The sequence below is a fragment of the Bradyrhizobium sp. SZCCHNS3052 genome (assembly GCF_032484495.1).
In the GTDB taxonomy this organism is placed as follows: domain Bacteria; phylum Pseudomonadota; class Alphaproteobacteria; order Rhizobiales; family Xanthobacteraceae; genus Bradyrhizobium.
Genome location: NZ_JAUETB010000001.1, coordinates 157,301 through 169,835 on the forward strand (window position 1 = coordinate 157,301; position 12,535 = coordinate 169,835).

Consider the following 12,535-nt stretch of genomic DNA (forward strand, 5'->3'; position numbering starts at 1 on the left):
TCAGAGTTCCTTGCGCACGTCGACGATCCGCGTCAGCGCGGAGATGATGATGATGGTGATGCCGAGCAGGATCACGGCATTGGCCGCGGCGGCCGGGAATTGCAGTGCCGACAGCCGGGACTCGATGATCTTGCCGGCGGAGGCGATCTGCTGGCCGCCCATCACGCCGATGGTGACGAAGTCGCCCATCACGATGGTGATGACGAAGATCGAGCCGATCACGATGCCGGGCTTCGACAGCGGAATGACGATGTTGACCAGTGTCTGCCAGCCCGATGCGCCGGCATCATAGGCGGCCTCGATCAGGCGCTTGTCGATGCGGATCATCGAATTGAAGATCGGCACCACCATGAAGAACGTGAACAGGTGCACCAGCGCCAGCACCACCGAAAATTCGGAGAACAGCAGCCATTCGATCGGCTTGTTGACGATGCCCACACCTTGCAGGCCCTGATTGACGAGGCCGTTGCGTCCCAGCAGCGGGATCCAGGCGATCATCCGGATCACGTTGGAGGTCCAGAACGGGATCGTGCACAACAGCGACAGCACGATCTGCCAGGTCTTGCTGCGAACGTGGAAGGCGAGGAAATAGGCGACCCAGAAGCCGATCATCAACGTCAGGCCCCAGGTCAGCAGGCACAGCTTCAGCGTCTTCAGATAGGTCTTCAGGATCGTGCACAACTCGGGCAGGTTCGCGACGCAGCCTTCGAAGGTGTCGGTATAGCCGCGGAAGCTGAACGCCGGGATCATCTCATATTCGTTGTAGTCCCAGGCGCTGACGACGACGACGAGCACCAGCGGCAGGAGGAAGAAGAGCGCGAATACCAGCATCATCGGGCCGGCCTGCAGCCACGCGATCGAGCGCTGGCTCAGCTTGCGGAAGGTGCTCTCCGCGGGCGCTACGGTGTCGGGCGAATTGTCGATCGTCACGGCCACGTGGGAAACCTGTCGTCCGGTGCGGATGTTTCGAAACGTCTGAGACGAGCTGCCGCGCCCACGACGTCGCGGGCGCGGCAGCAATGGCGGTCACATCAGGCGGCGATGAACTCGTTCCACTTGCGGACCATGTAGTCGTTCTCGTCCATGACGGCGTTCCAGCAGACGACGTTGCCCATGCGGTCCTCGTAGGAGCCGCCGTCGCGCACGGCGCCGGCCTTCTCCATCAGGGTGCCGTCGGGGGCCTTGATGTCGTTCTTCGCCGGCTTGCCTTCCATCCAGTAGCCCCACTCGTCCTCGGTCATGTTGGCCTTGGCGGTGGAGAGCACGGCCGAGTAGTAGCCCTGGCGGTTGAGATAGGCGCCGGCCCAGCCGGACAGGTACCAGTTGACGAACTCATAGGCCCAGTCGAGCTTCGGGCTGCCGCCCACCGCCTTGGAGACGCAGAAGCCCGAGGCCCAGGAGCGATAGCCTTCCTTGAGCGGCTGGAACACGCAGGGGATGCCCATCGAGCGCACCTTGGTGACGGCCGGCGACCACATCGACTGGATCACGGTCTCACCCGAGGCCATCAGGTTGACGGACTCGTTGAAGTCCTTCCAGAACGCGCGGAACTGGCCGGCCTTCTTGGCCTCGGTCAGCACCTTCATCGTCAGGTCGATCTCGGCCTTGGTCATGTTGCCCTTGTCGGCATATTTGTATTGGCCGGTCGCCTCGACGACGAGGGCGGCATCCATGATGCCAATCGAGGGAATGTTGAGGATCGAGGCCTTGCCCTTGAATTCGGGGTTGAGCAGCTCGGCCCAGGAGTTGATCGGGCGCTTGATCAGGTCGGGGCGGATGCCGAGCGTGTCGGCGTTGTAGACGGTCGGGATCAGCGTGACCCATTCGGTCGGGGTTGCCGAGAAGGTCTTGGAGTTTGCGCCGTCGAGATAGAGCACCTTCCAGGGCGCGGTGCCCTGGCCGCCGATCTTCTTGCCGTTCGGCAGCTCGCCCTTGGTGAAGACGGGCGTGATGTTGTCGAATTCCTTGATCTTGCGCGCGTCGAGCGGGAAGATGTTGCCCGACGGCACCAGCTTCTTGAGCGAGAAATATTCGGTGTCGAGCACGTCGAAGGAGTTCGGCTGGGTGATGACGCGCTTGGTGACGTCGTCGGTCGTCGCCGTGATGTATTCGATCTTGATGCCGGTGTCGGCGAGGCACTTCTTGGAGATCTCGTCGCCCTCGTTCACGGCGGTGCCGAGATAGCGCAGCACCTTGGCGTCGGCGGCGTGGACGTAGGGCGCGCTGAGCAGCGTGCCGGAGCCGGCGAGACCGGCAACGCCCGCCGCGCCCTTGAGCAGCGAGCGGCGGCTGATGGATGTCGTCTTCGATCGATCAGTCATGATCATCTCCTTGGGAAAGAACGAGCAAACGAAAATCAGGTGACCAGCTCCGCAGCCGGAGCGGCTGCGGCAGGGCGGGGCGTCAGTGCGTCAGCGAAGGCCATGTTCCAGGTGACGACGACGCGCTCGCCGATGCTGTGGGTCTGTGCATCGAACTGATCGTCGCTGAGCTGCGCCGAGATCTCGGGGCCACCGTCGGTCGCGACCGCGACCAGCACATAGGTGCCCTGATATTCGATCTTGCTGATGGTGCCGGGCACCACCGGGCCGTCGATCGCCGCATTCGGCGCCTTGAGCTGGATGTGGTCGACGCGCACGGCGAAGGTCTCGCCGTTCAGCGGGATCACGTTGTGGCCGCCGATGAAGCGGGCGGCGAATTCGGTGCGCGGATGATTGAAGATGTCGCGCGGGCTGCCCTGCTGCTCGATGCGGCCGCCATTCATCAGCACCACGAGGTCGGACAGCGCCATGGCCTCGTCCTGGCCATGGGTGACGTGAACGAAGGTGAGCCCGAGCTCGCGCTGCAGTCGCTTCAGCTCGGCGCGCATGCGCAGGCGCAGGAACGGGTCGAGCGCCGACAGCGGCTCGTCGAGCAGCAGGATCTGCGGCGAGGTGATCAGCGCACGGGCCAGCGCCACGCGCTGCTGCTGGCCGCCGGAAAGCTGCGCCGGCAGGCGGCCAGCATAGCTCTGCATGTCCACCAGCTCGAGCAGCTCGCGTGCCTTGGCGTGGCGCTCGGGCTTGGACACGCCTTTCATCTTCAATGCAAACGCGACGTTGTCGATCACCGACAGATGCGGAAACAGCGCATAGGACTGGAACATCATCGCGGTGCCGCGTCCTGCGGGCGGCAGCTCGGTCACGTTCCTGGCGCCGACGATGATGTCGCCCGACGTCGCGGATTCGTGGCCGGCGATCATGCGCAGGGTGGAGGTCTTGCCGCAGCCGGACGGGCCGAGCAGACAGCAATAGGAGCCGGCGGGAATCCGCAGGTCGATTGCGTCGACGGCGGTGACGTGACCGTACATCTTCGTCACCTTCACCAGTTCCAAGCTCGCGCCCGCCGCCATCCGCCCTCCGTCGTCCTGTCCCGTGTCGGTCATGATCGCAGCTCGCTCCGTCGGGCGCCCGCGATCCGGCCCGTCTGATGTCTGCAACGGATATGCCAAGGGTCGCCGTGGGCGCGGAGCAGCGCGTGAAGATTGCGCGCTGGATGAGATGCGTATGCAACGCTCGAAAGGGCATTCCCCGGTCCCGGCGTCAGTCCGCTCAGATGGGCCGCCGATCCGGCCAAACAGCCGCGCCCACGCCGATGTGGAGGCATTTTGCCCTGTCCTTTCGTGCTCCGGGCGTGCTCAGCGATAGGCTGCAATCGATGGTGGAAGAGCGGGGCGCATCCTCGCGCCGCGGCAGCGATGAGCTGCCGGTGTTGTCCTTGCTCGACCGATCCGTCCCTGATTGCTGCCGAAGTCGCACTTTGCCTGAATATTAGGCATCGTTGTCCTCCCGAGGCAAGGCAGCTTGATGAGCGACAAGGCGGCGCAGGCTACCTCGCATGCAGGCCGGGCTGGCGGGACGCTAGATCCGCCGTGCCCGCGATCTCGCCTGCGCGGCGGCCACCAGCATGCGCTCGGCAATGCCGCGCAGCTCGCTGACCGCGATCGGATCAGAGGCGGCGAACGCGTCATAGGAGTCGGCTGCGATCGGAAACCAGCGATAGAAGCGGGCCTCCTCGTAGAGCACCCGGGCAGCGGCATCGATCTCGGCCGGCGTTGTTGCGAAATATTGCATGCCCATCCATCCGCCGGCGGGATCAGTGATGACCGTTGTGATCGGGCAGGGTGAGGCCGAAGACTTTGACCAGATCGTCGACCTGCTGCGGCGACAGATGACGCGGGTTGAGCCCGCGCAGCAGCAGATAGAGCTTTGCGGTCTCCTCGAGCTCCTCCATCGCGAACACGGCGGCGTCCAGCGTGTCACCGGACACGACGGGCCCGTGATTTGCGAGCAGCACCGAGGCGTATTTGCCGGCGAGACCCTTGATGGCATCGGCTACCGCGGGATCGCCCGGACGATGATAGGGCACCAGCGCGGTCTGGCCGCAGCGCATCAAGTAATAAGGTGTCAGCGGCGGCAGCGCGGCGCGCGGATCGATCTCCGGCAGCATCGAGATCGCGACCGAATGGGTCGAGTGCAGATGCACGACGGCGCGCGCGGCGTCGCGCGTCTGGTACAGCGCCGTGTGCAGCGGCACCTCCTTGGTCGGCGCATCGCCCGAGACCAGTCGCCCTTCGGCATCGAGCCGCGACAAACGGGCCGGATCGAGGAAGCCGAGCGAGGCATTGGTCGGCGTCACCAGCCAGCCGCCATCATCGAGTCGCACGCTGATGTTGCCGGACGAGCCCGGCGTCAGTCCGCGCTCGAACAGCGAGCGGCCGAACCGGCAGATGGCCTCGCGAATCGCAGTTTCCGCCACGGGTCTTTCCTCGCATGTCGCTGTTTTGCCGCTTTGTCTCACGCTTTGGCAACGCGGCCAAGCCGTGATACCCAGAGTGCAGTCCGGGGCAACCGGACATCTCCGGGAAACGCTTCAGGGATCTGCCGCATGCCGTCGCCATCGCAATTGAAAGTCGCCGTGATCGGGCTTGGCTCGATGGGATTCGGCATGGCGACCTCGCTGAAGCGCGCAGGCTTCGAGGTGACCGGATGCGACGTCTCGGCGGACGCGGTGGCGCGTTTCGTGGCCGACGGCGGCAAGGGCGCGACGACTCCCGCCGAGGCGGCTGATGGCGCCGATATCGTGGTCAGCGTCGTCGTCAATGCGGCGCAGACGGAAGCCATCCTGTTCGGCCCCGGCGGTGCTGCCGAAACCATGCCGAAGGACGCCGTGTTCGTCTCCTCCGCGACCATGGATCCTGACGTTGCGCGGCGGCTGGCGAAGCAGCTCGAAGCCGCCGGCTGGCACTACCTCGACGCGCCGATCTCCGGCGGCGCGCAGCGCGCCGCCCAAGGCGAGCTGACGATCCTGGCCTCGGGCAGCGCGGCGGCGTTTGCCAAGGCGCGGCCGGCGCTCGATGCGATGGCGGCCAAGCTCTATGAGCTCGGCGATGCCGCCGGGCAGGGCGCTGCGTTCAAGATGATCAACCAGCTTCTCGCCGGCGTTCACATCGCTGCCGCCAGCGAGGCCATCGCCTTCGCCGCCAAGCAGGGTCTCGATATCAGAAAGGTCTATGAGGTCATCACCGCCTCGGCCGGCAATTCCTGGATGTTCGAGAACCGCATGCCGCACGTGCTCGACGGCGACTACACGCCGCGCAGCGCGGTCGAGATCTTCGTCAAGGACCTCGGCATCATCCAGGACATGGCACGCAGCCATCGTTTTCCGGTGCCGATCTCGGCCGCCGCGCTGCAGATGTTCCTGATGACGTCGGCCGCCGGCATGGGCCGCGATGACGACGCCTCTGTGGCGCGGATGTATGCGCAGGTCACCGGCACGACGCTGCCGGGCCCCTCCAAGTAGCAGCACGACGAGTCTTCACGCCATGCCCCGCTTCGCCGCCAATCTCTCGATGATGTTCACCGAGCATCCGTTCCTCGACCGCTTCGCGGCCGCCGCCAAGGCCGGCTTCACTGCGGTCGAATTCCTGTTTCCGTATGACCATCCGGCCGAGGAGGTCGGCAAGCGGCTGCACGGCAACGGCCTGACGCAGGCGCTGTTCAACCTGCCGCCCGGCAATTGGGATGCCGGCGAGAAGGGGTTTGCGGCGCTGCCGGAGCGCTTCGACGATCTCAAGGCGAGCCTCGAGACCGCGCTGCCCTACGCCATGGCGACCGGCGTGAAGCGGCTGCACATGATGGCGGGGATCGCCGAGCGCAGCGACGCCAAGGCCGTGGAGGCCTACGCCAAGTCGGTGGCCTGGGCGGCGGAGTTCTTCGCGCCCCACGGCCTCGACGTCGTGATCGAGCCGATCAATCCGCGCAACGTGCCCGGCTACTTCCTCAACGATTTCGGCTTCGCCCGCGATCTGGTCCGCGAGCTGAAGATTCCGAACCTGAAGCTGCAGTTCGACATCTATCATTGCCAGATCATCCATGGCGACGTCACGATGCGGCTGCGCGAGATGATGGACATCATCGGCCACATCCAGATCGCCAGCATTCCCTCGCGCAACGAGCCCGACGGCGAGGAGCTCAACTATCCGTTCCTGTTCGCGGAACTTGACCGGCTCGGCTATGCCGGCTTCGTCGGCTGCGAGTACAATCCGCGCGGCCGCACCGAGGACGGGCTCGGCTGGTTCGCGCCCTACAAGGGAGTGAAGCCGTGAGCCTGAGGCTCGGCTGCATCGCCGACGACTACACCGGCGCCTCCGATCTCGCCAACACCCTGACCCGCGCCGGCCTGCGCACGGTGCAGACCATCGGCGTACCGGCTGATGACCTCACGCTGCCCGAGGTCGATGCCGTCGTGGTGTCGCTGAAGAGCCGCTCGATCGAGGCGTCGCTTGCCGTGGCCCGCTCACGCGAGGCCGACACATGGCTGCGCGCACGGGGCGCCGACCACGTGCTGTTCAAGATCTGCTCGACGTTCGATTCCACCGACGCCGGCAATATCGGTCCTGTCATGGACGCGCTGGCGGGCGATGCCGGTGACACGATCGTGCTGGTGACGCCGGCGTTCCCGGAAACCAGGCGGACCGTCTACCAGGGCAACCTGTTCGTCGGCGGCGTGCCGCTCAATGAGAGCCCGCTCAAGGATCATCCGCTCAACCCGATGCATGACGCCAATCTGGTGCGCGTGCTCGGCCGGCAAAGCCGACGGAAGATCGGTCTGGTCGATCTCGCCACCGTGGTGCATGGGCCGGAGGCGATCAGCCACCGGCTGCAGGAACTGGCCGGGCAGGGCATGGGTGCCGCGATCGTCGACGCCGTGTTCGATGCGGACCTGACCGCGATCGGTGCGGCCGCCTTGAAGAGCCGGGTCTCCGTCGGCGCGTCCGGCATCGGGCTCGGTCTGGCGCGCGCTTTGGTCGAGGCCGGGCGCGTGCATTCCCACGGCTTGGCGCATCACGCCGATGCCCCCGTCGGCGGCTTGGCCGCCTGCCTCGCCGGCAGCTGCTCGCAGGCGACGTTGCAGCAGATCGCGCAGGCCGAGACCATCATGCCGGTGCTGCATCTCGATGCGGCGGGTCTGGTCGCCGGTCCGGACGAGACGCAGCGCGCGCTCGCCTGGGCGCGTGAGCGCATCGCCAAGGGGCCTGTGCTGATTGCCTCCAGCGCGACGCCGGATCAGGTCAGCGCGCTGCAATCCAGGCACGGCCGCGAGGCGGCGGGGCACGCCATCGAGCAGGCGATGGCCGATCTCGCCGAGGGGCTGATCCAGGCCGGCGTGCGGCGGTTGATCGTCGCCGGCGGCGAGACCTCGGGCGCTGTCGTTGATCGGCTGGGGATTCCGGGCTTCCTCGTCGGTCCGGAGATCGCGGCCGGCGTGCCCGTGCTTCGCACGATCGGCGCCGACGCAGGCGACATGCTGCTGGCGCTGAAGTCCGGCAATTTCGGTGGGCCGCAGTTTTTCGCCGACGCGCTCGGGCTGATGCGCTAACTGCGCGTCAGCCGACTCCCGGCTGCGTCGGCCCGTGCCGGATTTTGGAACGACGTGCTTGGCCTCGGTCCCGATCTCATCATCTGCTTAGTTTGTGAGCCGTCGCTCGGCGCGGCAGCGCCGTCGTGCCGCCATAAGCATCGGGACGCACACTGAAAAAGCAGAAGTTTTTTGCGTGTAATGCCCGATAACTCCCGTAAATTAACGGTCTCTAGGGACCTCACCGCTATACCTCCAGTACGGACCGTCGCGTGACGCGTTCATCTGTGGGTAGGGCAATGAAACTGAATCGGATCGGCTACAAACTCGGGCTCGCTGGCGCCATCGGCGCATCTCTCGCCGTCGGCATGATCACTAACCAGTTGATGGCGGAAAGAGCGGTCAACCACGCCAATCAGCAGGCCGAGCGCGCGCGGCGCGTCGTCGAGAGCGTGCTGTCGGCCAGCATCAACATGCAGCAGACCCAGCTCGGTGGCCGTTCGGCGCGGCTGGCGCGTGCGCCGGCCGAGGCAGAGAAGGCAGCCGCCGACATTCAGCAGTTCTCGACCGGGATGGTGACGGACATCGACGCCGCGCTCGCCAACGTGTCGACCGCCGACAATCGCGCCCGGCTGACCCGGATCAAGGAGCTGATGACGAGCTATGCCGCAGGAGCGGTCGATCTCGCCGAGGCGCAGAAGAAGTTGCTGACGCAGATCGAAAAGCGCAGTGCTGTCTCCAACGACTGGAACACCAGCCTGAAGGCTCTGCTCGCCTCGCCGTCGCTGCCGAAGCTCGCCTTCCGCGAGCGGGTCGAGCGCCAGCTTCACGCTGCCGATGCCAAGTTGAACTACATGCGGTCGCAGGCCTGGCGGTTCGGTATGACTGGCGATGCCGCGACGATCCTGACGGTGAAGCAGACGGTGCCGGGGCTGAAGAGCTCGCTGACCGACGCCCGCATGCTGGCCGACGACCGCGAGATCCAGGCCACGATCACCAAGCTCAATGGCCTCGCCTCGGACTTCGTCGCCGCGAACGACGAGGTGGTGAAGACCGAGGGGATCAAGGAGGCCGTGCTGCGCGACCGCACGCTCATCTATCTCGGCGAGGCCGGCGAGCTGATGTCCTCTGCGATCCAGGACGCGCGCGCGCGCAACGCGAGCGCCCGGTTCGAGGCAGACCAGGTCGCCGCGCAAGCGAGCTATATCACGCTGTTTGTCGGATTGGCGGTTCTGTTGTCGGTGATCGGTTCGGTCGTGTTCTCGTTCCTCGGGATCGCGCGGCCGTTGACGCGGCTGAACGCGGCGCTCGGCGAGATGGCGCGCGGCCGGCTCGACATCGCCATTCCCGGCGCATCGCGGGGTGACGAAATCGGCGATCTCGCCAAGACCGTAACGGTGATCCGTGGCAATGCGGAGGAGAAGGCGCGCGCCGAGGCCGAGGAAAAGAGCGCGCAGGACGCGATCACGGCGCGCCAGCGCAAGGCCGACATGCAGCGGCTGGCCGAGCAGTTCGAAGCCGCGGTCGGCGAGATCGTGAACACCGTCTCGTCGGCCTCGAGCCAGCTCGAGCAGTCCGCCACCACGCTGACCCAGGCCGCGATGCGCTCGCAAGGCTTGACGACGGCGGTTGCGTCCGCCTCGGAGGAAGCCACGACCAACGTCCAGTCGGTGGCGTCTGCGACCGAGCAGATGGCCTCGTCGGTCACCGAGATCAGCCGCCAGGTGCAGGAATCGGCGCGCATCGCCAACGACGCCGTCGGCCAGGCCCGCACCACGACCGGGCGCGTCAGCGAGCTGTCCAAGGCTGCCACCCGCATCGGCGACGTCGTCGAACTGATCAACACGATTGCCGGCCAGACCAACCTGCTGGCGCTCAACGCCACCATCGAGGCCGCACGCGCCGGCGACGCCGGCCGCGGCTTCGCGGTCGTCGCCTCGGAGGTCAAGGCGCTGGCGGAGCAGACCGCGAGGGCGACTGGCGAGATCGGCCAGCAGATCTCGAGCATCCAGGTCGCAACGCAGGAGTCGGTCAGCGCGATCAAGGAGATCTCCTCCACGATCGAGAAGCTGTCGGAAATCTCCTCGACCATCGCAGCCGCCGTCGAAGAGCAGGGCGCGGCGACGCAGGAGATCTCGCGCAACGTTCAGCAGGCGGCGCATGGCACGCAGCAGGTCTCGTCCAACATCGCCGACGTCGAGCGCGGCGCGGCCGAGACCGGGTCGGCCTCGGCCCAGGTGCTCTCAGCGGCACAGGCGCTGTCCGGCGACAGCAATCGTCTCAAGCAGGAGGTCGCGAGCTTCCTCGGTTCGGTGCGGGCGGCGTAACGCCGAGACGCGGAAGCGGCCAACTCCGGTCGCGCAGGGGATTAAACGGCCGGAGCATCGAACGCTCCGGCCTTTTGCGTTGTCTCGCGTTGCATCGACGCCGGCAAACTAACCTGCGTAGTCAATCTGCGTTTTTAACTTGTGTTAAGAATCGGCGCGTAGGGTCTGGACGTTCGCGGCCAACGCGCAGTCGAGTCCCACGGGCAGACGGCGCTTCTCTGGTTCGGTCGCATGGCACGAGACGACGCGTCGCACGGCAAGCCGGAGCGCGTTACCGATCTGGACGGGCAACGATCAGTTTTCGATCGTTGCTCCGTATTTGCACGGACATCGTCTTAACCAGACTTAATATTGGGTTCCGTAGCTTCCACGCGTGGGCTGCGGGCCCGTTTGCGCGACGACGAGGGCGAGCCCCTCGACCGTCGACGTGATCTGTCCCCGAGCGCCCCAAGCATGAGTCGCGCCCGTGGAGACTGACATGTCGTTTGCAATGCCTCATCGCCTCAAGCTCACCATCGGGATCAAGATCTACGCCCTGATCGGTCTGAGCTTCCTCGGTCTGATCGGCCTGACTGCCTTCAATTCCCGTGAGCTCGCCGCCGGCCTCAAGCAGCAGAAGCAGCTCGAGCTGCGGCATCTGACCGAGCTCGCGCTCGCCATCTTCGCCGAGGAGCATGCAGCCGCGCAGAAGGGGACGATCTCGGTCGCCGACGCGCAGAAGCGCGCTCTGGAGCGCGCCTCCCAGCTCCGCTATGGCGGCAACGAGTATTTCTTCGTCACGGACATGACCGCGAAGATGCTGATGCATCCGATCTCGACCAAGCTGATCGGGCAGGACGTCGCGGACATGAAGGATCCGAACGGCAAGAAGCTGTTCCAAGAGATGATCGACGTGGTTCGCCAGCATGGCCGCGGCTTCGTCGACTACGATTGGCCGAAGCCCGGCTCCGAGACGCCGCAGCCCAAGCTCACCCATGTCGCAGGCTTCGCACCCTGGAATTGGCTGGTCGGGACCGGCGTCTATATCGATGACCTCTCGGCTCAGGCCTGGGCCTCGACGCGGCAGTCGTTGATGGCGGCCGGGATCGTGCTGCTGATCCTGCTCGTCGTGTCGACGCTCGTCGGGCGCGGCATCACCAGCCCTCTGCATCGCATGACCAGCGCGATGAAGAGCCTCGCCGGCGGCCGTCTCGACGTCGAGGTCCCCGGCGTAGGACGCGGCGACGAGATCGGCGAGATGGCCGGCGCCGTCGAGGTGTTCAAGAGCAATGCGGTCGCACGTCACGCGCTGGAAGCGGAGCAGAAGGAAGCCGAGCAGCGGGCGCTGGCCCGCCGCAAGGCCGACATGCACAAGATGGCCGACGACTTCGAAAGCGCCGTTGGCGAGATCGTCGAGACGGTCTCGTCGGCTTCGTCCAGACTGGAAGTCTCGGCGGATACCTTGAGCAAGACGGCGGTCCGCGCCGGCGAGCTCGCAACCACGGTGGCGGCTGCGTCGGAGGAAGCGTCCACCAACGTGCAATCCGTCGCCTCGGCCACCGAGGAGATGACGTCCTCGGTCACCGAGATCGGCCGCCAGGTGCATGAATCGGCGCGCATGGCCAACGAAGCGGTCGAGCAGGCGAAGAAGACCAACGAGCGGGTGAGCGAGCTGTCGCGCGCGGCGAGCCGCATCGGCGATGTGGTCGAGCTGATCAATAGCATTGCCGGGCAGACCAATCTGCTGGCGCTGAACGCCACGATCGAGGCGGCGCGTGCCGGCGAGGCGGGGCGGGGCTTCGCCGTGGTCGCCGCCGAGGTCAAGGCGCTGGCGGAGCAGACCGCCAAGGCGACCGATGAGATCGGCCAGCAGGTGGCCGGCATCCAGGCGGCGACACAGGAATCGGTTGCGGCGATCAGGCTGATCTCCGGCAGCATCGAGCGGCTGTCGGAGGTTTCCTCGACGATTGCAGCCGCTGTCGAAGAGCAGAACGCCGCGACCAAGGAGATCTCGCGCAACGTGCAGCAGGCGGCGCACGGCACGCAGCAGGTCTCCGTCAACATCACCGACGTGCAGCGCGGCGCCACCGAGACCGGCTCGGCCTCGACCCAGGTGCTGGAGGCGGCCCAGGGGCTGTCGACAGACAGCAACCGCCTCAAGCGCGAGGTCAGCCGCTTCCTGCAGACGGTCCGCGCGGCCTGACAGGCCGCGGCAATCTCACTAGCTCAATCAACGATCCGACCAGCGTGTCTCAACGAGTTCAAATCCCGTCATGATGGCCTTCCTTGACCTCCGGCCCCGCCACGAGGTGGTGAACCGGATCCGATCG

10 protein-coding genes are annotated in these 12,535 nt (G+C 66.0%); 5 read left to right on the top strand and 5 right to left on the bottom strand.

Annotated elements, in window-relative coordinates:
* The 5 genes from QX073_RS00705 to QX073_RS00725 form a co-directional block, all read right to left on the bottom strand.
* Window positions 1-930: an ABC transporter permease gene (locus QX073_RS00705; protein WP_410052269.1), complete on the bottom strand. Its 930-nt coding sequence runs from the start codon at window positions 928-930 to the stop codon at window positions 1-3.
* Between the two features lie 101 nt (window positions 931-1,031).
* Complete coding sequence (locus QX073_RS00710; RefSeq protein ID WP_315714958.1) at window positions 1,032-2,321, bottom strand: PotD/PotF family extracellular solute-binding protein; 1,290 nt, start codon at window positions 2,319-2,321, stop codon at window positions 1,032-1,034.
* 35 nt (window positions 2,322-2,356) lie between these two features.
* Entirely contained in the window at window positions 2,357-3,391 is a 1,035-nt protein-coding gene (locus QX073_RS00715) for an ABC transporter ATP-binding protein (protein ID WP_315750001.1), read from the bottom strand.
* Window positions 3,392-3,899: 508 nt separating this feature from the next.
* Window positions 3,900-4,112, bottom strand: coding sequence for a hypothetical protein (locus QX073_RS00720; protein ID WP_316164362.1), 213 nt, complete (start codon window positions 4,110-4,112; stop codon window positions 3,900-3,902).
* Window positions 4,113-4,134: 22 nt separating this feature from the next.
* On the bottom strand, window positions 4,135-4,797 hold the full coding sequence (locus QX073_RS00725; RefSeq protein ID WP_316203772.1) for an aldolase: 663 nt from the start codon (window positions 4,795-4,797) through the stop codon (window positions 4,135-4,137).
* A gap of 120 nt (window positions 4,798-4,917) precedes the next feature.
* On the opposite strand from QX073_RS00725, the gene ltnD reads away from it, so the two are divergent.
* The 5 genes from ltnD (at window position 4,918) to QX073_RS00750 (ending at window position 12,408) form a co-directional block, all read left to right on the top strand.
* Window positions 4,918-5,841: an L-threonate dehydrogenase gene (gene ltnD / locus QX073_RS00730; RefSeq protein ID WP_410052306.1), complete on the top strand. Its 924-nt coding sequence runs from the start codon at window positions 4,918-4,920 to the stop codon at window positions 5,839-5,841.
* Window positions 5,842-5,863: 22 nt separating this feature from the next.
* The gene (gene otnI / locus QX073_RS00735) at window positions 5,864-6,646 is read left to right on the top strand and encodes a 2-oxo-tetronate isomerase (protein ID WP_316203770.1); all 783 of its coding nucleotides are present in this window, start codon (window positions 5,864-5,866) and stop codon (window positions 6,644-6,646) included.
* Window positions 6,643-7,920 (top strand): 3-oxo-tetronate kinase, encoded by a 1,278-nt coding sequence (gene otnK / locus QX073_RS00740; RefSeq protein ID WP_316225168.1) that lies wholly within the window; start codon window positions 6,643-6,645, stop codon window positions 7,918-7,920. The genes otnI and otnK overlap by 4 nt, the downstream gene beginning before the upstream one ends.
* Before the next feature lie 278 nt (window positions 7,921-8,198).
* The gene (locus QX073_RS00745) at window positions 8,199-10,226 is read left to right on the top strand and encodes a methyl-accepting chemotaxis protein (protein ID WP_316225169.1); all 2,028 of its coding nucleotides are present in this window, start codon (window positions 8,199-8,201) and stop codon (window positions 10,224-10,226) included.
* A 478-nt stretch (window positions 10,227-10,704) separates the two neighbouring features.
* On the top strand, window positions 10,705-12,408 hold the full coding sequence (locus QX073_RS00750; RefSeq protein WP_315714951.1) for a methyl-accepting chemotaxis protein: 1,704 nt from the start codon (window positions 10,705-10,707) through the stop codon (window positions 12,406-12,408).
* Window positions 12,409-12,535: the final 127 nt, after the last annotated feature.